Origin of the sequence: Bradyrhizobium sp. B039, assembly GCF_038965675.1 — a bacterium.
Taxonomy (GTDB): domain Bacteria; phylum Pseudomonadota; class Alphaproteobacteria; order Rhizobiales; family Xanthobacteraceae; genus Bradyrhizobium; species Bradyrhizobium diazoefficiens.
The window spans coordinates 4299785-4317797 of sequence record NZ_CP152416.1 but is presented as its reverse complement, the minus strand read 5'-3'; the positions used below and the strand labels follow the sequence as shown (position 1 = coordinate 4317797).

The window sequence follows — 18013 nt, the reverse complement described above, 5'->3', positions numbered from 1 at the left end:
CTCAAGTCACGGCGGCCGGCATTGACGGAATCATGGCCTCACGGGATGGGTGACGCGATGCCCATCGCGAAGATGACGGACATCGCATACGCTTGCGCCCATTCCACGATCGGGGAGATATCACCATGAACGGCAACCGCTACTACGGCGTCCGCGTCGAGGGCGCGAAATACGGCGTCGGCTTCGGCTCGGCGCTCGCCATCGCGATCTCCTACACCAACAACCATTCGATCCTGTGGGCGATCATCCACGGCATCCTGGGCTGGCTCTACGTCATCTTCGTTGCGCTGTTTCGGTGACATCGCACCGGCAGGCAGCCGCCTGCCCGCGCACGCCCCAGCTTTCCCTTGCATTCTCCGGTTCCGCCCCTACGGTGCGCCGCGCAACGCCACCCGAGACGAGACCTGCCATGCCCGACGCCATGAAATGCCCGAACTGCCAGTCGGAGCACGCCTATCAGGACCGCGATCTCTGGGTCTGCCCGGAATGCGCCCATGAATGGAGCGCTACGGCCGGCGCTGCGGCGGATGCGCCGCAGGAGGCGGGCGTGCGCGATGCCCATGGCAACGTGCTGACTGATGGCGACAGCGTCATCGTGATGAAGGACCTCAAGGTCAAGGGCTCCTCCTCCGTCGTCAAGGGCGGCACCAAGGTCCGCAACATCCGCCTCCAGGACGCCACCGACGGCCACAACATCGCCTGCAAGATCGACGGCATCGGCGCGATGAATTTGAAGTCGGAGTTCGTGAAGAAGGCCTAACGTTACGCGCCCAGCAGCGCGTCATATCCCTTCGCGCTGAACGCCAGCAGACAAAACCCGTGCCCGAACGGATCGGCCAGCATCGCGATCCGTCCATACGGCGCATCGCGCGCGGGCGCTTCGAGCACGGCACCGGCGCGCACCGCGCGCGCGACGGCGGCATCGACATCGTCAACGACGACGTCGACATGCAGCGGCGTCCAGTGCCGCTCGTAGCGGCGGCGGTCGCTGCCGGCGCCCAACGTGCCGGCCTGCTTGGTCAGCAGGTAGATCGGCGCCGGCCAGCCGAGCAGTTCGACGAAGTCGGCGCCGAAGCGGCGGCCGACCGTCAGCCCGAACGCTTCGGTGTAGAAATTCGTGGCGGCGGCGACGTCGGGGACGTCGATGTTGAGCAGCAAGGTCATGGCGGGCTCGTCAAGTTACGGCGTGCCCGGGAGCGTAGCCGGGATGGAGCGTCGCGCAATCAGGGATAGTGCCGCACGTCCCGCCCCGGATTTCGCTTGCGCTCCATTCGGCTTGTGCAGATGCGTTCACCGCTGCCGTTGCGCCAGATAAAACCCGCACAGCACCGTCACGAGGCCCGCAGTCTGCAACATCGTCGGCGGCTCGCCGAGCAGGAGCCAGCCGGTGAGCAGCGTCAGCGCCGGCACGCAGGCCGGGAACACCGCCGCGCGGGCGACGCCGAGCCGCTGGACCGAGACGGCAAAAAGATAGAGCGCGGCAGGACCCGCGAGCACGCCCTGCGCCAGCGCCTGGATCGCATTCTCCGTCACGCCGATCGCAGCGACGCGGGCGGGCCCGCCGGTCAGGAGATAGGCCGGCAGCAATAGCAGCGACAGCACGTTGATGACGAGCGCCGCCGACACGGCGGAAACGCGCCAGTGGCGCAGCAGCGCGCCAAAGCCCGCGAACATCAATCCGGTCAGCACGAAGATCAGATCGCCCTGCACGCCGTCGGCGCCGATATGGCCGATCGATTCGGCGCCGATCACGCCGAGACCGCCGACGATGACGATGGCACCGGCAAGGCGCGAGGCGGAGATCTTCTCTTTGAGGAACATGGCGGCGAGCAGCAGGCCGCCGAGCGTCGCGGAGGACGGCTGGATCACGCTGCCATGGCCGAGCGGCACGAACAGGAAGCCGGTGTAGGAGATCAGCGACATCACGGGGCCGCCAAGCACCATCAGCGCAAGGCCCCTGCCCCAGCCGATACCGCAGAGATCGGAGATCCCGGCGCGGGCTACCAGCGGCAGGAACACGATGCCCGACCAGACGTAGCGATGCACCAGCAGATCGACCGGCGTGAAGCCGACCTTCAGCCCGTGCCGCGTGCCGGCAAAGCCGAGCGCCCAGAACAGCGCCGCCGACAGGCCGCAGACGACGCCGAGAAGCGCCGGTGCCGCGTCGTTCTTCTGAATGAGAGCGTCAGCGCCGCTCGTCCGCTGATCCATCGGCAAGCCTTATGTCAGCGCGCTCATCCGCTCAACCCATGCGGTTGCAGGTCTGGCACGCGGCGGAGACGCGAAGATTCCCGTAGCAACTCGTCATGCATGTGGTCCGTGTGATCGAGCACGACCGCGGTGGCGTTGCCCTTCGACGCGATCCATTCCGCGTCGTCGGTGAACAGCGCGGCGATGCGCTCGGCGTCACGCGATGAAAAGGTCTTCCAGGCGTTCAGGACGACGTCTTTCGGGCAGGTCACGGCGGGCTCTCCGGCTGCATTGAATTGAGAGCCGCCTTCTAGGCCGCCATGCGCGGTGCGGCTCGCCACAATCGGACTCGGTCATCGCGCGGCCCTTCCGCCCGCACGGGCTTGCGCTATCATCCGGCCATGCTGAGCTTTGCGACCTGCGACGCCGCGCGCCTGCGCCGCGATCCCCGCTATGATGGCCGCTTCTTCACGGCGGTGAAGACCACGGGCATCTATTGCCGCCCGGTCTGCCCGGCCAAGCAGCCGCTGACGCGCAACGTCGCCTATTATCCAACGGCAGCTGCAGCCGAGGCCGCGGGTTTCCGGCCCTGCCTGCGCTGTCGTCCCGAGACCGCACCGTTCTGCCCGGCCTGGAACGGCACGCGCTCGACGGTCACGCGGGCGGTGAAGCTCATCAATGAGGGCGCGCTCGACGAGGCTTCCGTGGTGACGCTTGCGATGCGGCTCGGCATCTCCTCGCGTCATCTGGCGCGGCTGTTCGAGCGCCACGTCGGCGCAACGCCACAGCAGCTTGCCAGGACGCTGCGCGTCCAGCGCGCAAAACGCCTGCTCGATGCCGGCGGTCACACCATGACCGACATCGCGTTCCTGGCCGGTTTCGGCAGCCTGCGCCGCTTCAACGCCGCGTTCGCCGAGCTCTACGGCCGCTCGCCGTCAAGTTTGCGCGACTATCAGAAAAACCCGGGGCTGAGATCGAGGCCGTAGGTCAGGCTCAGCACGAACACGAACAACGCGGCGGCCGCGGACAGCGCAAGATGCCTGATGATGAACTCACGCGGCGAGGTGCTGGCAACAACGGCTTTTTGCGCAACGGGCATGAAACGGCCTCCAGTATGATTCCAGAATTGGCCGCTCAATATGCGGCGCGCTCATCAGGCGCCGTGATCTCCGAAACAAGTATTAAGGAGATCACACTCGTCTTGAACCGCCGTGCACAACGAGGCCGTCGCGCGATGCTTTTGTCGCGCCGGCTTCTCGATCCGCGCACGCAAAGAAAAACCGCGCTCATGCAGGAGCGCGGTTCCAACGTGACGCGGAAAATTCTGAAACCCGACGGTTGCGAATTCATGCACGCGACAGCGGCACGATGCGCACGCACCGTGCCTGTCGCATGAAGCTTAGCGGGCGCTGCCCACGGTCGCGGTCTTCAGCTTGCGCGGCGACAGAACGCTGGCCTGAAGCGCCGTCACGCTGGTGGCGGGCGCCGAGGCCTGCTGCTCGACATGCGCGGCACCGAGCACGCGAACCTGCAACGGGGAGACCGGGAAACCGTTGGCCTCATAGGCCGGCAGCTCGGCGGCGAAGGTGGCAGTCGAGCCCGCAATCGTGAGGGCGGCGACTGCGATCGACAGAGTCTTCTTGTTCATTGATGATGCTCCAGGAGGAAGTTTCGGAGCACATCTAAACCTGATTTGCTGCATTGCGACATGCGCCGCTGCATTGCAACAACGCGCTTGGCGCATGGCGATATGTTTAATGCGCACAAGGCCTTGGCCGAATCCCCGCCGGCCGCGACATGGCGCTCTTATGGGCGCTGCTCAGCCACCGAGCACGTTGCCCCAGCCGTCGAAGACATAGGCCTTCCAGGCCACGGTTCCATCGTCGCGCGGCCGGCTGGCGCGCCGATAATCATCCGCCTGTTCGGCGGTCCAGGTGATGATCCTGTCGGAGAGAAGATCGTGCAGGATGGCGGGCTCGGTGGGGTCGAAGGCGTCCATGGGACGAAGCGAGGAATGCGTCATGGCCGCACCAACGCGCAAGCCGCCGCAAGGTTGCAGCGAAAACAACGCGTCCAGACGATGCGCACAGACGAGCCTACCCGGCCCTGTCAGAGGGGGGCGCATCATGATCGTCACGAAGCGCGGGCCGGCCGCCCGCACGCCTCGCGCCTCAGCATGGCGGATGATTTTATTTCAGCGCGGTCGCCAGCGATTGCAGCTTCGCAACGAGATTGGTGCCGAGCGCGTAGATGATCTCGATGATCGCAAGCGCGATCCCCGCTGCGATCAGGCCGTATTCGATCGCGGTGGCGCCGGATTCATCGGCGGCAAAGTCGGCCAACAGGCATTTCAATTTCAAAACTCGTGTCCTTCCCAGCGAATACCGGACGTTACCGGTGCGAGAGAGATGCCAGACCTCAATCCAAGATTGAGTAAATTCAGCCGGCTCAATTTGACGACAATGAACGCAGCATTTGCAGGCCATTTCCCGCTCCAAAGCCCCACGAAGCCACAATGGAACTCGCGTTGCATCTTCGCAACACCCGCCGGAAAAGCCCGTTTTCAGCCATTTGCGCCATTGCGCCGCCACACCCTCCTCCGAACAATCGACGCGCTGCGTGCCTTTCTGTGCAAGACTGTTCGACGAGACGCGTTCGAACAGAACCGTTTGGAGGCAGGGATCATGGACGATCGGCGGTCTCTTCTGGTGGCAGTCGCATGCCCCTCGGCCGTCATGGCCGGCTGGCTGGCGCTCTCTCTGTCCGCCTATGCCCCTGCCCTCATCGAGAACAGCGGCGCCAATGCAGCAACCGTCTCACGCGCAAAGGATCTCGGCCGCCTCGACCTCGCCGACGTCCCGCGCGCTGCGACCATCGAAGATGGCATCGCCCTGACCGCCGACATCGCCGCAGCGGTGGCTCAAGCCCCCGAGCCGGCAAGCGCTGAAGCAGCAGTGCTCGAAGTGCCCGCCCCCGCCATCAAGCTCGCCTCGGCCGATCCCGCGCTGATCTTGCCGAGCACGCCGCCCGCGCCGCAGATCTTGCCCGAGCCGGCGCCCGTCGTCAGCGAGGCCGTACCGGTGCAGGAGCCCGTCAAGCTCGCATCCGCCGATCCCACCGAGATCGTGGCGACCGACGCGCTGTCGCCCGCGGCGATCGCAACCGGGCCGGCCGCAACCGAGAGCAAGGCCTCGCCGTCCGCCGACACCGTCGCCGTGCTCGACGAATGCTTCGTGATGGATGCGTGCATAGACCGCTATCTCTGGGCGCTCTACCAGCGCACTCCCAAGGAGGATTCGATCAAAGTCGAGGAGCGCCGCGCCGTCACCGTCAAGCGCAGGGGCAAGATGGTCACGGTGATGCGCAGCTTCACGAAGCTGGTCGACGAGGACTTCGGCTGGAAGGATCCGAAGGCGGCCGAGCACGCCGGCATGTCGATGATGGATTACGTCATCGGCGGCATGGACAAGAGTTTTAAGCGCAAGCTGTTCCGCACGCTGCTCGCGGCGGAAGCCGCCGGCCTCTCGCCGGGGATCACCAGCGCGTTTCGCGACGACTATCGCCAGTCGATCGCGAGCGGCCTGAAGGCCGCCTCAGACCGCTCCTATCATGGCGGCAGCACGCGCGGCGGCTACGGCCACGGCATGGCCGCCGACATCGTCTCGACCGCCGGCAACAACCGCGCGCAGCGCTGGGTCTCGACCGAGGTGCTGTGGAAATGGGTCGATGCCAACGGCAAGGCGCTCGGCATCGGCAGGCCCTATCTCGGCCGCGATCCGCCGCATGTCGGCCCGGTCGACGGCGCGGAATATGTATCGAAGCGCGGCTCGGCGGAACGCAGGGAAGCCGCCAACGCCAGGCCGAAGAAGATGCGGGCCATGGCCAGCGCCAAGCCGCCAAAGGCACAGGCCGCGCGCGAGCAGAAGGCGAAGCCGCAGAAGTCGGCGCAATCGACCGGCAAGCGGGCGACCTGAACCGTTACGGCGTCCGCGTCGGCAGCGGCACGAGACGCATCTCGGCTGATCCCGCTTCCTGCGTACGCACCAGCACGGCAAAGATGGTCTCGACTGCGAGCCGCACCGCCGCCTCCATCGCCTTTCCCTTGGCGAGATGCGCCGCGATCAGGCCGGAGAGGAGATCGCCGGTGCCATAGGGGCGGATCGGCAGGCGCGGCGTCGCAAAGCGCGACAATTGCCCGTCGGCGCAGAGGATCGTCTCCACCTGCCCGTCCGGCGTATCCGCGAGTGTGCAGCCGGTGGCGATGACGTCGATGCGGCCGGTCCCCGCCAGCGCCGCGCACGCCGCGCGCAAGTCCTGCGCGTCCGCGATCGTGATGCCCGAGAGCAGCTCGAGCTCGAACTGGTTCGGCGTGGTCAGGTTCGCCGCCGGCAGCAGGCGGTGCCGCACCACGTCCAGAATGCCGTCCGCGACATAGACGTGGCCGTCATCCCCGATCACGGGATCGCAGAGATAGACGAGCTTGGAATTGCGGTTCAAGGCGCGCTCGACGAAATCGGCGACAACGGCGGCATTGCCGGGCGAACCGAGATAGCCGGTGACGAGCACCGCGGCCTCGTCGACGAGATCGCGCTCCTCCACGCCTTTCAGGAGATCGGCGACGAGCTCGGTCTCCAGCACCCGCCCGCGCAGGCTCGGATAGCGTGGATGGTTCGACAGCAACGTCGTCGGCACCGCCGCGACGTTCACGCCCTCCGCCTGCATGGCATAGGCGGCCGCGCTGTTGCCGACATGGCCGTGGACCACCTGGCTTTGAATGGAGATGACGAGCATGGGGCGGTCCGTAAGGTTAAATGCCGAGCGAGGCAAGGGTAGCAAGCGCAGCCCGGATGGAGCGCAGCGTAACCCGGGACTGGCGCTGCGCGGTTAGCCCCCCGGATTTCCCTGCACTCCATCCGGGCGACAAGTCTAGAGCCTCTCATACCCAAGCTCCGGCCGCAGCGCCTGCATCTTCCGCGCCAGCCGCCGGTGCCCGGTCTCCTCCGACCTCGCCAGCCGGTCGGCGACCGCGACATGGTCCGCATCGCTCTTGTGCTGGTTGAGCTTGGCCTGCCCCTCGATTTGGTCCACCACGAGATCGATGACGCGGATCGCGGCCAACATGCTCTCGCGCTTGTCCGGCTCCATCTGCGCGAGGTCCCAGGGCTGCTTCGGCAACCGCGCCTCGGCGACCGCGAGCAGCGCATCGCCGTGCCCGCGGTTCTCGTCGAGCCCGCGCAGATGCGCCACGCCCGACAGGTGCACCGCCTCGTAGAGCCAGGTCGAGACGTTGTCGCGCGAGGAATACCAGTCGTTGGAGATGTAGGCATCGTCGCCGGCAACGATCAGCAGGAAACGCCTGGTACCGTCCGCGAGCGGCACGAGCGGATTCTTTGCGGTGAGATGCATCTGCACGATGACTTGCCCGTCGCGCTGATCCAGCACGAACGGCACGTGCGAGGCGCGCGGGCCGCGCTCATCCGCCGCAACGATCACGCCGAAGCCGCGCTGCCCAGCGAATTCCAGCGCGCGCTGCTCCTCGATGCGGAATTGGGGACGGAGGACATGCATGGCGCGGCGCTCGATGGCTGGACGAAAGATGTTGCGAGGCTACCTCATCATCCGGCGAAATCCGAAACGATATTGGGGTGCAAACGCGGATGTCAGGAATGATCTCGGCGCCGTGCCAGCTCGCCGAGATAGGCGCAGAACATGTCGGCGAGCCCCTCGGCATGGCGCGCGATCTCCGCCGCGCTGCGCGGCGTCTCCGAGAAGCGCTTGCCGACCTCGCTCAGCGTCGTCGTGATCAGTTCGCCGGCGAGAGCGCGCGTCGCATCCGATGCCTTGGGCAGCGCCTCCCGCATGAAGGTCGCGACGATGCCCTTGCCGGCGGCCCGCGCATCGTGTGCCTCGGGCGCATCGCGATAGAGCGGCGCGGCGTCGCTGAGCGCCGTGCGGATCGCAGCCTCCTCGCACTCGGAGCGAATAAAAGCGTGGACCAGCGCGCGCAGCCGCGCCGATGGCGGCTTCGCCCGGTCGGCGAGGATGCCGCGCAAGAGCTCGCTCGTGCGTTGCCACTCGTCGCGCTGGAGGCGGAACAGGATCGCCGCCTTGTTCGGAAAATATTGATAGAGCGATCCGACGCTCACCCCGGCCCGCTCGGCCACCCGCGCCGTCGTGAAACGCTGCGCGCCCTCCTTCGCCAGGACCTGAACAGCCGCATCCAGAATGGCCGCCACAAGCCCCGTGGAGCGGGCCTGTTGCGGCTGCTTTCGCGAGGAAATTGAACGGCTTCGACGATCGGCCATGGCGCGCCTGGGGAATGCGAATAGGAAATGCGACGAATTAGTCGTATTTCAGTCTTCGCGCAAGCACGCGCTTCTTCGCGAACCCTGGAGGCAACGAATGACCACCCCAACCATCACATCGCTTGCGCCGCTGCTGGACCGCCTGTTCCTCGAGGCCGAGGCAACACGGGGCGCAACGCTCGCAGCCGTCGCCGATTTGTCCGACGCCGACCGGGCGCGGATGATGCGAAGCAAGACCGATTACGCCGACCTCTACGGACGCCTGAAGGACGTCCCGCTCGCGGTCTCCCGCGAGACCGGCGCCCTGCTCTACATGCTGGCGCGCAGCTCCCGCGCCAGAACGATCGTCGAGTTCGGCACCTCCTTCGGCATCTCGACCCTGCACCTCGCCGCGGGCCTGCGCGACAATGGCGGCGGCCGTCTCATCACCAGCGAGTTCGAGCCGTCCAAGGCAGCGCGGGCACGCGACAGCCTCTCGGCCGGCGGGCTGCTCGATCTCGTCGAAATCCGCGAAGGGGATGCGCTGAAGACGCTCAAGGCCGATCTCCCTGACACGATCGATCTCGTGCTGCTCGACGGCGCCAAGGCGCTCTACCCTGAGATCCTGGATCTGGTCGAGGGCCATCTCAAGCCGGGCGCGATCATCGTCGCCGACAATGCCGACGACAGCCCCGACTATCTCGCGCGCGTGCGCATGCCCGGCAGCGGCTACATCTCCACGGCCTTTGCCGAGGATGTCGAACTCTCCGTGCGGATCAACTGACGCCACGTCGAGCCGCCGCGATGCCATGGAGCCGCTGCGCGATTCATCGCGCGGCGGCTTCGCGTCATCGGCGACAGACCGCGGAACATCACGTCCGCGTCCGTGTCGCACCCTCGTCACTCACATGTGATAGCAGCTACCGGCAGAGCGATGTTCCACGTGCTAAACATACCTACCGCGCGGTATCTTTCCTGCGCTACGCCCGAGCCCGCCATGACCTCCGCCTTCAATGCCTACACCGCGCTTGCCCTCGCCATCGTCTCCGAGGTCATCGCGTCCGCCTTCCTGCAGCAATCCGCACAGTTCACGCGGCCGTGGCCGACGCTCGCCATGGTCCTGTTCTACGTCGCCTCGTTCTACGCGCTGTCGGTCGCGATCCGGGTGATCCCCCTGAGCATCGCCTATGCGATCTGGGGCGGGGTCGGCATCATCCTGACCGCCACCGTCTCCTTCGTGCTGTTCCGCCAGATGCTCGACGCCGCGGCGTTCGTCGGCATCGGGTTGATCGTATCCGGCGTCGTCATCATCAACCTGTTCTCGGAGACGACGGTGCACTGATGCCGGCCAGCGCCTATAGCCGCGCCAAGCAGCCCGAGCAGGTGCGGCGCGCCTTGCTCGACCACGCTGCGGCCATTGCCACGGACCATGGCGTCTCCGGCATCACGGTGCAGGCCGTGGCGGCGGCGGCCGGCGTCACCAAGGGCGGCCTGTTTCATCACTTCGGCAGCAAGCAGGCGCTGATCGAGGGCCTGTTCGCCGATCTGCTCGCCCGCGTCGATGCCGAGATTGACGCCGCAATCGAAGCCGATCCCAAGCCGCGCGGCAGCTTTACCCGCGCCTATGTCAATGCGGTGTTCATCGGCAAGGCGTTCGGCTTCACCACGCCCTGGGCGGCGCTGAGCATGGTGGTCGTCACCGATCCGTCACTGCGCCGGCTCTGGAACGACTGGATGAAGGCACGCCTGAAGCGGCATCGCGCGACCGACGGCACGCCGGAGCTCCATGTCGTGCGCCTCGCCGCCGACGGCGCCTGGCTGTCCTATGTCACGACCGGACAGACGCGCATGAACGCCGAGCTGCGCGCCGTGCACGGCCGGCTGATCGCGCAGACCTATCGGCGCGGATAGCGACCTTTTTGTCGGCGCTGGCTACTGGCTTGTCACTGGCTTGGGCGGACGCGGCGCGGATCGGGAGGATTTTGCGCCGGGCTTGGCTGCGGCTCGCTGTGGCGGCGCATCGACGGACTCCAGATACGCGGCGAGCGCCTTGGCGGAGTCAGAGCTGGTCGCGTAGTGGTCCTTCAGGAACCATGACAGCGTCAGGCTGAAGCGCCCCTTGGCAAGACCGCGCGGGCTCCGGTGGCAGGTCGCGCAACCATCGGCAAACAGCTTTTCGGCCGACTTGCCGGCATCGAGATTTTGAGCGGATGCGACCGTCGCCGTCAGTGCGGCGGCGGCTGCGAGAATCATCAGGGGCGCGATCAGGTCGCGCCCTGGCCGAAAGTGCGAAGTCAAATGTCGTCCCCTAGCCCCGTCTTGCGGTCACGCCGCCAGCAATTGATCGAATTCGGGCGGCGCGTAGGCCTTGCCGTCCTGGTCGGTGATGACGACCCGCCATCCCTCGCTCGCCCACACCCTTGCCTTCGCCACGATGAGCAGGCGGCTCTCGCGGGCGAAACTGTACTTCTCGTTGTCGCGTTCTGCGATCATTTTGTAGGCCAATGCGTGTCCCCTTGCGTTGCCCCTGCACCCGCTTCCTCGTGGCAGCGGGCTTTGGCGGCAATTCGCCGGGAGCGTGGCAATTTGGTGCCATCCGCAGGCAGCATCGCACCGGCGCACCCGCAGCCGGGTGACCGGATCGAACGCGTGCCGCGTTCGGCAGCTGGGGGCCGGCCCGTCACATCAGCAACGGAACCGATCGCGCCACCTCCGAACTCCGCTAATGGACGCGGATGATGTGCGGACGGCCGAGATCGATCAGCCCCTGCACCGCCGACAGGCGATCGTCCAGGGCCGCGATCGTAAGCAGCAGATTGTTGCGCCGTTCGTCGAGAAGACCCATCTCGGCGCCGGAGAGTTTGGCGTTCGCCCGCTGCTTGTGGATGCTTTCGAGCGACTCGCGCAGTGTGGCGATCAAGCCGGTCAACTGCTTGACCTCTTTCGTCATGGACCGCTTCGCGACATTTTGGCGGCGCGTCTCCGCCTGGCTCTGTCTCATCGTCATCCTCCCGTGCCCCGCTGCCCCGAGTGGATGCTTACAGCTTTGGGTAGACATATTACGATCGATGAAATCTGCCCGCGAAGAACTTTCTTAAATTGTACGCGCAGGGAACCCGACTAACAGAAAGCCCGGCGCGAGGGCCGGGCTTTCGCAATGACGTTAGTGCTTCTCGTGACCGCCACCGGGACCGCCGGCCGGCGCGCCACCACGCGGAGCGGCGTTGATGTGCTGAGCACCGCCGCCCGGATGCGGCATCGCAGGTGCTACCGCGCGCGGCGCCGGCATCTGCGCATGGGCATTCATCGGCGCGCCATGGCTGACGTTCGGCTGCGCCACATGCGGCGTCGCGGGCCGGGCCGCAGGCGCGGCCGACACGCGCGGAGCTTCATGAGCACGCGCCATCGGCTGCGCACGCGTTACCGGCTGCGGCTGCGGCTGCGCACGCGTTGCGGCGCGGCTCGCCGCATGCTCGTGCATCATGCGCGCCTGCGCGTCGCGCGGGTTGCGGTTCTGCTGCACGGTCGTCCGCGCATTCACCAGGCGATCGCTTCGCCCGACGCGAGTCCGGTCGGCCGCAACCGCAGCGTCGCGCTTGGCGATGGCTGCGTCATGCCGTGCCGTCACGGCATCGCGTCCGGAGATCGCGGCGGCGCCCTTTGTATTCGCGCCATTGCGCCCCAGTGCGATCGCCGCATCGCGTGTCGCCGCACGGCCGATACGGGCCGCACTCGGATCAATCGTCATCCGCGTCGCGAAGCGCTCGTGCGAGCTCCAGTAACTATTCCAGTAGGCATGGCGGCGATACCAGGGCCGCCCCTGATAATAGCTCGACCAGTACGAGCTCAGCACGAAGGGCACGACGGGCACGTCGATCTCGTCGACATAGTCGGGGAGATAGACGTAGTGATTGCGGTAGAGATATTCGAGATATTGCGACGACACCCAGCCGCGATCGTCGGAGAAGCTCACGTCGCACCAGGCATTGCCGCGCAGGCAGCCATGGATGTTGACGCGGGCGCCCTCGGGGATGCGATCGACCACGGGGAATCCCGACCCCGGTCCGGCGCGCAAGCCGGTCGAGACGGTGACGATGCCCGGCGCGGCCAGCGCGGCCGTCGGGGCGAGTAGCAGTGCTGCAACCAAAATGCTTCTGAGTCTCATGGCGTATTCCTCCTCTGCGAGTCGGAACGCGCAGAAGGAACGAGCGTTCCTCCTAGAGCTGCCGCATCAGCCGAAAGATTGAATGCGCGCGGAGTTCAATATTCATCCGCCGTTCATCGGTACGACGAGCGCAACACGGCGAACGTCAATTCACCGGCAGCATGAACCCGTCGAAGTACGACGCGAGCCCGGCAAGATCGTCGAGCGGCAGCACGTTCGCGACGTATTGATCCGGCCGCACGACGACCATGCAACCGGCCTTCCGATCGATGCCGCGCATCGCAAACACATCGTGACCGCTCTTGAAATCCGGACAGAACATCTTTTCGTAGTCAAGCAAACCGTAGCGGCCTTTGCGCGGCAGCAGCAGCGGTGGCATCGCCTCGATCGCAAGCTCGCGATGATCTTGCTGAAACACCGCGCGCAGATCGATCACGGCGTCGATGTCGGCGCCTCCGGGGGTGTATCGCCTCACCGGCGATTCCCCTGCCTCGGTGAGAAAATTGCACAACGCACGAATGGCGGAGCCGGCCGCCGCCGGATTCTCCGCGCCGGAAAATGCATAGATGCGGAAGCGTCCGTCGGCCTGCGCCGCGTGGCCGAGATGAACGGGCTTTGCGTCCGCCAGCCGGATCACCGGCGCGGAATGGAAGCGCTTGCCGATCACGAGGCCTTCCGCAAGATGCTGATGGGACAAAGCCCCCGTGAGGACCGAGGGCGTGTAATGCGTCGCGGTGCCGGCCGTATAGCGGCCGTGCCGGACAAAATAGTCCTGCGTCATGGCGGCATCGGCGCCACCGGCCTTGGCCGCAGAGGCCAGAATCCCCGACCATTCGCGGTCGAAGTCGATCAGCTCTTTCGCGACCGCCTGGCGCTCCGCGGAATAGGAATGCAGCAGGCTTGGCGCACTCTGCTTGCGGAGCACGGCGGCGAGCTTCCAGCCGAGATTGAAGGCATCCTGCATCGAGACGTTCATACCCTGCCCCGCCTTCGGGCTGTGGGTATGGCAGGCATCGCCGGCGATGAAGATGCGCGGCAGGCGGGTCGCGGTCTCGGCTTCCGGCACGTCGTCGAACTTGTCGGTCAGGCGCTGGCCGATCTCGTAGACCGACCACCAGGCGATCTCCTTCACGTCAAGCGTATGCGGTTTCAGGATCCGCTGCGCCTTGGCGATCACGTCATCGGCGGTGATGTTGCGGCTGGCGACGCGCTCGCCGACGTCGAGCTTGGCGAGCTCGACATAGATGCGCACCATGTAGCCGCCTTCGCGCGGAATGATCAGCAGGCTGCCGTCCTTCGCCGACTGGATCAGGGCCTTGAAGCGGATGTCCGGAAAATCGGTCACCGCCAGCACGTCCATCACGCCCCAGGCGTGGTTGGCGGAATCGCCGTGCAGTTCGCGGCCGATCGACTTGCGCACGGTGCTGCGCGCGCCGTCGCAGCCGACGACGTAGCGCGCCCTGATCGTCTCGACCTTGCCCTCGTTTTCGGCGTCGACGCGTTCGAGGCGCACGGTCACGGCATGGTCGGCAGGCCCCGAGGCCGGATCGACCTGGAGGTCGAGCAGGCGGCGGCTGTAATAGGGCTCGAGCTTGGCCGGCGATTTGCGCATGACGTCGAGAAAGCCGTCATGGATGCGCGCCTGGTTGAGGATAACGTGCGGGAATTCCGACAGCCCGTCCTCCACGTCCTGCACCCGGCCGCTGCGGACGATGGTCTCGGGCCGCCGTTCGTCCGGCTTCCAGAACGTCGTCTCGTTGACCCAATAGGCTTCCTTCAGCACGCGCTCGCTGAAACCAAAAGCGTGGAACATCTCCATGGTGCGGCAGGCGACGCCGTCGGCCTGGCCGACCGACAGCCGGCCCGGCTTCTGCTCGACGATGCAGGTCTTGATGTCAGGAAATTGGGCAAGCTGGGCCGCGAGCGTCAGGCCTGCGGGCCCACAGCCGACGATGAGGACGTCGACCTCGTCGGGCACGCCGCCCGCTGCACCGGGGGCCTGAACGCGTTCAGCGGGATCGGCGATTTCAGGGTCGCCCGGCTGAAATCCATTGAGATGGAATTGCATGAGCACCTCTCCCGTCAACGTCTTCTTCGATATTGCTCAGTATGCTGACTATCAGTATACTTGTCAACGGATCCCGCCCTCCCTGTGACCTCAGGAGAATTCGGTGAAAGACAACAACGACATGCCCGGTCATCTGGCGCGCCGCTTCCAGCAGATCGCGGTCGCGGTCTTCCTGGCCGAGGTCGGGGATGCCGGCTTCGACCTCACGCCGGTGCAATACGCCGCGCTCGCGACCATCAAGGCCAATCCGGGGCTCGACCAGGTGACGCTCGCAGGGTTGATCGCCTATGACCGCACCACCATCACCGGCGTGATCGATCGCCTCGTGCAGAAGGGGCTGGCGGAGCGCCGCGCCTCGAGCCGCGACCGCCGCGCCCGCGAGCTCGAGGTCACCGACGAGGGCCGGCGCACGCTGCGCAAGATCACGCCGGCGGTCGAGTCCGCACAGCGCATCATGCTGCGCGGCCTCAGCGCCAGGGAAGGCGAGGAGCTGATGCGTCTGATGCGCAAGGCGATCGCTGCCGGCAACGAGCTCAGCCGCGCCCCGCTCCGCGATGTGCAGGCCTAAGCCGCATTCATGCCCGTAATTGTCGCAGCGCCGCGAAACCAGGAACTAACCTTCGGCTGCTACCGTCGGCCCCATTCGGCGCTTAACGCGCGATTAACTTTGCCGTTCGGGAGTTTCGGATGTTCAGGTTCCTCATTGCGGCCGCGGCCATCGCGCTCTCGACCGGCCATGCGCTCGCAAACGGCCATGGCGGCGGCGATACCCCTCCTCCGCCCAAGCCCGAGGCGACGACCGCGCCGGCGAAGGTGGTCATCACCAAGCAGGGTCCCAAGCTCGTCGATCCCAAGGGCATGACGCTCTATTATTACGAGCGCGACACCACCGGCAAGACGTCGAACTGCAACGGTAAGTGCGCCGAAAGCTGGGTTCCGCTCGCCGCAACTGCCGACGCCAAGGCCGTCGGCGACTTCACCGTGATCAGCCGCAACGACGGCAGCAGGATGTGGGCATACCGCTATCGCCCCCTCTACACGTCACCCGCCGACAAGGCGCCGGGCGATGCCAACGGCAACGCCACGACGCTGCAATGGCGCATCGCACGGCCCGGGGAGTAGGGCCCGAGCGGCAGCGCCGTGACGCGCTGGTCACCCGCGCCAGCGCGTGCCCGTCTCGACCTGCGCGTTCTGCCCGGGCGGCAGCACCACGACCATCGAATTGAGCTTCACCCGGTCGTAGAGATCGATCACGTCCTCGTTGCGCATCCGGATACAGCCTGACGAGATCGCCTGCCCGATATATTCGGGCTGGTTGGTGCCGTGGATGCGGTAGAGCGTGTCCTTGTTGCCGACAAAGAGATAGATGCCGCGTGCGCCCAGCGGATTGGCGGGACCGCCGGCGACGCGCGCCGGATACGGCCCAAGCCGTGCCTGAATGTCCGCTGTCGGAACCCAATCGGGCCATTCCGCCAGGCGGCCGACGCGCGCGACGCCCGAGAAGGCCATGGCCTCCTCGCCGACCGCGACGCCGTAGCGGATCGCCTTGCCCTCGGGCAGCACGAAATAGAGGTAGCGCGCATCGGTATCGACCAGGATCGTGCCCGGCTGCTCCTTGCGCTGGTAATCGACGATATGACGGAGATATTGCTCGGGCACGTTCGCCTGAGCGTATGGCGTATGCGCGAGCAACTGCCGGTCGCGCGGCGTCATGCTCGCATCCGTGGATGGCGAAAGCGTCGTCTGCATGCAGCCGCCGAGCGGCAGCATGGCAACAACGAAAAGAGCGAGAACAGATCTTGGCACCGCCGGCCCCCCCGATAGCGGATAGCAGCACCCCCAGCAGCGTCAGATATTGCCCAAATCGTGCTGAAAACAAGGCAATGCGGAACACGTCCGCGTGTTTTTCCGGCGGAGTTCCATCACCACAAACGGCAGAAGACCGTCGCATCATCTCCATCCCCTCGCCTTGCTTTGGTCAAACCCGGCTGGACTCGTGCGTCATCAGACTTGGGACGGGGCTCACCTCAACAGATCGGCTCGCGCCAATGCGGACGACGAAGGCTTCAAAGGAGCTGCGATGCTCGCGATGCTGAACAGCAAGCAAATCGTCGATGAGATCGTGAAGGACACGGTCAAGGACAACGATCCGCACGACGCGGTTCAGATCTCGCCGGATATCGTGCTGGCCTCGCGCCCCGTCGGCGCTGCCCCCGCGCTGGCGCCTGACATCACGCCGCGTCCGGAGCCGAAATTCGCGCCCGGGCCCAGAATCAATCCGGAGCCGAAGTTCAGCCCTGTTGTGGAGCCGCAGCCGGCGGCGCCCTCGGTCGACACCGCGGTGCGCGTAACCGCCGGCGATGGTCACGGCCGGCAGAAGCGATCCTCCGCCGGCAAGTGGCTGCGCGGCGCTTTCGTCACGTTTCTGTTCGCGGGCGGCAGCGCGGCTGCCACCATCGCCTGGGAGAGGCACGGCGACGTGGCGAGGCAAATGCTCGCCGACTGGAAACCCGTATTGGCGTCGCTGATGCCTTCGACGTCACAACCGGCGCCGGTCGCCGCTGCGCAGTCCGCCCCGCCCGCGGCGGAAGCTGCAACCGATCAAACAGCCGACCAATCCCCGACGCCGGCAGCGACTCAGTCGGCGTCTGCGGCCGTTCCCGCAGCAGCGCCGTCCGAAACAGCTCAGTCGGTGCAATCGATGACGCGGGATCTTGCCGCGATGGCGCAGCAGATCGAGCAACTCAAGGCCAACATCGCCGAGTTGAAGGCCGGACAGGAGCAGATGGCGCGCGAGATGGCGAAGCCGTCCGCACCGAAGCCGATGGCTGCGACGATGCCGGTCGATCCACGCGCGCGCGTTTCCGCGCTACCGCCGCGGCCTCCGGCTCCACCGGTTCGCAAGCCGAAGCCGGCCGTGACGCAGACCTACATGCCGGCGTATTCGCCCGCACCGGTCGCGTCTCCGCCGCCGCCGTCACAGGCTGCCGCGGTCCCACCGCCGGTCGCGCCGGCCGCCACGACACAAGCCGTTGCCGATGACGATGGACCCGTCGTGCGTCCGCCAATGCCGCTGCGCTAGAGCGTTTTCGAGCGAAGTGGATACCGGTTCGCGTAAAGAAAACGCGTCAAAACAAGAATCTAGAGCCTTTCCCGTTCCGATTCCATCGGAACGGGAAAGGCTCTAGACCAACGCCGGGCGATCGCATAACGCAGCGTCGCTGCAAGCTGTCCGACTCGATGCGATGCGTTGAGTCCGGGCGACTATGCTTCGATCGTCTTACAACAAACGAATCCGCCAAGAGA

The 18013-nt window shown here is 66.1% G+C and carries 26 protein-coding genes; 11 read left to right on the top strand and 15 right to left on the bottom strand.

Annotated features, from left to right (window positions below; genetic code table 11):
• Positions 1 to 125: 125 nt before the first annotated feature.
• Positions 126 to 299 carry a hypothetical protein gene (locus AAFG50_RS20140; protein WP_018644642.1) on the top strand — a complete coding sequence of 58 codons (174 nt, stop codon included), beginning with the start codon at positions 126 to 128 and terminating at the stop codon, positions 297 to 299.
• Between the two features lie 110 nt (positions 300 to 409).
• Positions 410 to 760, top strand: coding sequence for a zinc ribbon domain-containing protein YjdM (locus AAFG50_RS20135; protein ID WP_028171207.1), 351 nt, complete (start codon positions 410 to 412; stop codon positions 758 to 760).
• A 2-nt stretch (positions 761 to 762) separates the two neighbouring features.
• On the opposite strand, the gene AAFG50_RS20130 is transcribed toward AAFG50_RS20135, so the two are convergent.
• The 3 genes from AAFG50_RS20130 to AAFG50_RS20120 all read right to left on the bottom strand — a co-directional run bounded on the left by AAFG50_RS20130 (position 763) and on the right by AAFG50_RS20120 (position 2531).
• On the bottom strand, positions 763 to 1164 hold the full coding sequence (locus tag AAFG50_RS20130) for a VOC family protein (RefSeq protein ID WP_028171206.1): 402 nt from the start codon (positions 1162 to 1164) through the stop codon (positions 763 to 765).
• 126 nt (positions 1165 to 1290) lie between these two features.
• Complete coding sequence (locus AAFG50_RS20125) at positions 1291 to 2211, bottom strand: DMT family transporter (protein ID WP_028171205.1); 921 nt, start codon at positions 2209 to 2211, stop codon at positions 1291 to 1293.
• Between the two features lie 23 nt (positions 2212 to 2234).
• Positions 2235 to 2531: a hypothetical protein gene (locus AAFG50_RS20120; protein WP_028171204.1), complete on the bottom strand. Its 297-nt coding sequence runs from the start codon at positions 2529 to 2531 to the stop codon at positions 2235 to 2237.
• 60 nt (positions 2532 to 2591) lie between these two features.
• Here AAFG50_RS20120 and AAFG50_RS20115 point away from each other — a divergent pair, with 60 nt between their 5' ends.
• Together AAFG50_RS20115 and AAFG50_RS20110 are read left to right on the top strand one after the other, a co-directional pair.
• Positions 2592 to 3176 (top strand): Ada metal-binding domain-containing protein, encoded by a 585-nt coding sequence (locus tag AAFG50_RS20115; RefSeq protein WP_028171203.1) that lies wholly within the window; start codon positions 2592 to 2594, stop codon positions 3174 to 3176.
• Positions 3177 to 3226: 50 nt separating this feature from the next.
• Positions 3227 to 3586 carry a hypothetical protein gene (locus AAFG50_RS20110; RefSeq protein WP_162185813.1) on the top strand — a complete coding sequence of 120 codons (360 nt, stop codon included), beginning with the start codon at positions 3227 to 3229 and terminating at the stop codon, positions 3584 to 3586.
• A gap of 3 nt (positions 3587 to 3589) precedes the next feature.
• On the opposite strand, the gene AAFG50_RS20105 is transcribed toward AAFG50_RS20110, so the two are convergent.
• The 3 genes from AAFG50_RS20105 to AAFG50_RS20095 form a co-directional block, all read right to left on the bottom strand.
• On the bottom strand, positions 3590 to 3838 hold the full coding sequence (locus AAFG50_RS20105) for a hypothetical protein (RefSeq protein ID WP_028171202.1): 249 nt from the start codon (positions 3836 to 3838) through the stop codon (positions 3590 to 3592).
• A gap of 171 nt (positions 3839 to 4009) precedes the next feature.
• Complete coding sequence (locus AAFG50_RS20100; protein WP_028171201.1) at positions 4010 to 4213, bottom strand: hypothetical protein; 204 nt, start codon at positions 4211 to 4213, stop codon at positions 4010 to 4012.
• 166 nt (positions 4214 to 4379) lie between these two features.
• A complete protein-coding gene (locus tag AAFG50_RS20095; RefSeq protein WP_027542544.1) occupies positions 4380 to 4544 on the bottom strand; it encodes a Flp family type IVb pilin in 165 nt (54 codons plus the stop codon).
• A gap of 330 nt (positions 4545 to 4874) precedes the next feature.
• Here AAFG50_RS20095 and AAFG50_RS20090 point away from each other — a divergent pair, with 330 nt between their 5' ends.
• A complete protein-coding gene (locus AAFG50_RS20090) occupies positions 4875 to 6164 on the top strand; it encodes a hypothetical protein (protein ID WP_028171200.1) in 1290 nt (429 codons plus the stop codon).
• A 4-nt stretch (positions 6165 to 6168) separates the two neighbouring features.
• On the opposite strand, the gene pdxY is transcribed toward AAFG50_RS20090, so the two are convergent.
• From pdxY to AAFG50_RS20075, 3 genes are all read right to left on the bottom strand, one after another.
• A complete protein-coding gene (gene pdxY / locus AAFG50_RS20085) occupies positions 6169 to 6981 on the bottom strand; it encodes a pyridoxal kinase (protein WP_028171199.1) in 813 nt (270 codons plus the stop codon).
• A 135-nt stretch (positions 6982 to 7116) separates the two neighbouring features.
• Positions 7117 to 7758, bottom strand: coding sequence for an FMN-binding negative transcriptional regulator (locus AAFG50_RS20080; RefSeq protein ID WP_028171198.1), 642 nt, complete (start codon positions 7756 to 7758; stop codon positions 7117 to 7119).
• 92 nt (positions 7759 to 7850) lie between these two features.
• Complete coding sequence (locus AAFG50_RS20075) at positions 7851 to 8495, bottom strand: TetR family transcriptional regulator (protein ID WP_028171197.1); 645 nt, start codon at positions 8493 to 8495, stop codon at positions 7851 to 7853.
• A 97-nt stretch (positions 8496 to 8592) separates the two neighbouring features.
• On the opposite strand from AAFG50_RS20075, the gene AAFG50_RS20070 reads away from it, so the two are divergent.
• The 3 genes from AAFG50_RS20070 (at position 8593) to AAFG50_RS20060 (ending at position 10385) form a co-directional block, all read left to right on the top strand.
• Positions 8593 to 9258 (top strand): class I SAM-dependent methyltransferase, encoded by a 666-nt coding sequence (locus tag AAFG50_RS20070; RefSeq protein WP_028171196.1) that lies wholly within the window; start codon positions 8593 to 8595, stop codon positions 9256 to 9258.
• Positions 9259 to 9471: 213 nt separating this feature from the next.
• Positions 9472 to 9816, top strand: coding sequence for a multidrug efflux SMR transporter (locus AAFG50_RS20065; RefSeq protein WP_011087001.1), 345 nt, complete (start codon positions 9472 to 9474; stop codon positions 9814 to 9816).
• Positions 9816 to 10385, top strand: a complete 570-nt coding sequence (locus AAFG50_RS20060; protein ID WP_028171195.1) for a TetR family transcriptional regulator — start codon at positions 9816 to 9818, stop codon at positions 10383 to 10385. The genes AAFG50_RS20065 and AAFG50_RS20060 overlap by 1 nt, the downstream gene beginning before the upstream one ends.
• 21 nt (positions 10386 to 10406) lie before the next feature.
• Here AAFG50_RS20060 and AAFG50_RS20055 read toward each other — a convergent pair whose 3' ends face one another.
• From AAFG50_RS20055 to AAFG50_RS20035, 5 genes are all read right to left on the bottom strand, one after another.
• Positions 10407 to 10727 carry a hypothetical protein gene (locus AAFG50_RS20055; protein ID WP_039184406.1) on the bottom strand — a complete coding sequence of 107 codons (321 nt, stop codon included), beginning with the start codon at positions 10725 to 10727 and terminating at the stop codon, positions 10407 to 10409.
• 72 nt (positions 10728 to 10799) lie between these two features.
• Positions 10800 to 10967 carry a hypothetical protein gene (locus AAFG50_RS20050; RefSeq protein ID WP_178372734.1) on the bottom strand — a complete coding sequence of 56 codons (168 nt, stop codon included), beginning with the start codon at positions 10965 to 10967 and terminating at the stop codon, positions 10800 to 10802.
• 229 nt (positions 10968 to 11196) lie between these two features.
• On the bottom strand, positions 11197 to 11475 hold the full coding sequence (locus AAFG50_RS20045; RefSeq protein ID WP_028171192.1) for a hypothetical protein: 279 nt from the start codon (positions 11473 to 11475) through the stop codon (positions 11197 to 11199).
• Positions 11476 to 11637: 162 nt separating this feature from the next.
• Positions 11638 to 12639 carry an SH3 domain-containing protein gene (locus AAFG50_RS20040; RefSeq protein WP_028171191.1) on the bottom strand — a complete coding sequence of 334 codons (1002 nt, stop codon included), beginning with the start codon at positions 12637 to 12639 and terminating at the stop codon, positions 11638 to 11640.
• Between the two features lie 145 nt (positions 12640 to 12784).
• Positions 12785 to 14707, bottom strand: coding sequence for an FAD-binding monooxygenase (locus AAFG50_RS20035; protein ID WP_028171190.1), 1923 nt, complete (start codon positions 14705 to 14707; stop codon positions 12785 to 12787).
• A gap of 103 nt (positions 14708 to 14810) precedes the next feature.
• On the opposite strand from AAFG50_RS20035, the gene AAFG50_RS20030 reads away from it, so the two are divergent.
• Together AAFG50_RS20030 and AAFG50_RS20025 are read left to right on the top strand one after the other, a co-directional pair.
• Positions 14811 to 15275: a MarR family transcriptional regulator gene (locus AAFG50_RS20030; protein ID WP_011086994.1), complete on the top strand. Its 465-nt coding sequence runs from the start codon at positions 14811 to 14813 to the stop codon at positions 15273 to 15275.
• Positions 15276 to 15394: 119 nt separating this feature from the next.
• Positions 15395 to 15829 carry a hypothetical protein gene (locus AAFG50_RS20025; RefSeq protein ID WP_028171189.1) on the top strand — a complete coding sequence of 145 codons (435 nt, stop codon included), beginning with the start codon at positions 15395 to 15397 and terminating at the stop codon, positions 15827 to 15829.
• Between the two features lie 30 nt (positions 15830 to 15859).
• Here AAFG50_RS20025 and AAFG50_RS20020 read toward each other — a convergent pair whose 3' ends face one another.
• On the bottom strand, positions 15860 to 16513 hold the full coding sequence (locus tag AAFG50_RS20020; RefSeq protein WP_011086992.1) for a L,D-transpeptidase: 654 nt from the start codon (positions 16511 to 16513) through the stop codon (positions 15860 to 15862).
• A gap of 274 nt (positions 16514 to 16787) precedes the next feature.
• On the opposite strand from AAFG50_RS20020, the gene AAFG50_RS20015 reads away from it, so the two are divergent.
• A complete protein-coding gene (locus AAFG50_RS20015) occupies positions 16788 to 17789 on the top strand; it encodes a hypothetical protein (RefSeq protein ID WP_028171188.1) in 1002 nt (333 codons plus the stop codon).
• Positions 17790 to 18013 lie beyond the last annotated feature (224 nt).

Excerpts from the sequence above, each read along its gene's own strand:
- AAFG50_RS20040 (WP_028171191.1), bottom strand. The coding sequence starts at position 12,639 with ATGAGACTCAGAAGCATTTTGGTTGCAGCACTGCTACTCGCCCCGACG.
- AAFG50_RS20055 (WP_039184406.1), bottom strand. The coding sequence starts at position 10,727 with ATGATTCTCGCAGCCGCCGCCGCACTGACGGCGACGGTCGCATCCGCT.
- AAFG50_RS20080 (WP_028171198.1), bottom strand. The coding sequence starts at position 7,758 with ATGCATGTCCTCCGTCCCCAATTCCGCATCGAGGAGCAGCGCGCGCTG.
- AAFG50_RS20060 (WP_028171195.1), top strand. The coding sequence starts at position 9,816 with ATGCCGGCCAGCGCCTATAGCCGCGCCAAGCAGCCCGAGCAGGTGCGG.
- AAFG50_RS20140 (WP_018644642.1), top strand. The coding sequence starts at position 126 with ATGAACGGCAACCGCTACTACGGCGTCCGCGTCGAGGGCGCGAAATAC.
- AAFG50_RS20050 (WP_178372734.1), bottom strand. The coding sequence starts at position 10,967 with ATGATCGCAGAACGCGACAACGAGAAGTACAGTTTCGCCCGCGAGAGC.
- AAFG50_RS20035 (WP_028171190.1), bottom strand. The coding sequence starts at position 14,707 with ATGCAATTCCATCTCAATGGATTTCAGCCGGGCGACCCTGAAATCGCC.
- AAFG50_RS20025 (WP_028171189.1), top strand. The coding sequence starts at position 15,395 with ATGTTCAGGTTCCTCATTGCGGCCGCGGCCATCGCGCTCTCGACCGGC.
- AAFG50_RS20125 (WP_028171205.1), bottom strand. The coding sequence starts at position 2,211 with ATGGATCAGCGGACGAGCGGCGCTGACGCTCTCATTCAGAAGAACGAC.
- AAFG50_RS20130 (WP_028171206.1), bottom strand. The coding sequence starts at position 1,164 with ATGACCTTGCTGCTCAACATCGACGTCCCCGACGTCGCCGCCGCCACG.
- AAFG50_RS20110 (WP_162185813.1), top strand. The coding sequence starts at position 3,227 with ATGCCTGATGATGAACTCACGCGGCGAGGTGCTGGCAACAACGGCTTT.
- AAFG50_RS20070 (WP_028171196.1), top strand. The coding sequence starts at position 8,593 with ATGACCACCCCAACCATCACATCGCTTGCGCCGCTGCTGGACCGCCTG.
- AAFG50_RS20065 (WP_011087001.1), top strand. The coding sequence starts at position 9,472 with ATGACCTCCGCCTTCAATGCCTACACCGCGCTTGCCCTCGCCATCGTC.
- AAFG50_RS20100 (WP_028171201.1), bottom strand. The coding sequence starts at position 4,213 with ATGACGCATTCCTCGCTTCGTCCCATGGACGCCTTCGACCCCACCGAG.
- AAFG50_RS20115 (WP_028171203.1), top strand. The coding sequence starts at position 2,592 with ATGCTGAGCTTTGCGACCTGCGACGCCGCGCGCCTGCGCCGCGATCCC.
- AAFG50_RS20075 (WP_028171197.1), bottom strand. The coding sequence starts at position 8,495 with ATGGCCGATCGTCGAAGCCGTTCAATTTCCTCGCGAAAGCAGCCGCAA.
- AAFG50_RS20105 (WP_028171202.1), bottom strand. The coding sequence starts at position 3,838 with ATGAACAAGAAGACTCTGTCGATCGCAGTCGCCGCCCTCACGATTGCG.
- pdxY (WP_028171199.1), bottom strand. The coding sequence starts at position 6,981 with ATGCTCGTCATCTCCATTCAAAGCCAGGTGGTCCACGGCCATGTCGGC.
- AAFG50_RS20015 (WP_028171188.1), top strand. The coding sequence starts at position 16,788 with ATGCTCGCGATGCTGAACAGCAAGCAAATCGTCGATGAGATCGTGAAG.
- AAFG50_RS20135 (WP_028171207.1), top strand. The coding sequence starts at position 410 with ATGCCCGACGCCATGAAATGCCCGAACTGCCAGTCGGAGCACGCCTAT.
- AAFG50_RS20090 (WP_028171200.1), top strand. The coding sequence starts at position 4,875 with ATGGACGATCGGCGGTCTCTTCTGGTGGCAGTCGCATGCCCCTCGGCC.
- AAFG50_RS20045 (WP_028171192.1), bottom strand. The coding sequence starts at position 11,475 with ATGAGACAGAGCCAGGCGGAGACGCGCCGCCAAAATGTCGCGAAGCGG.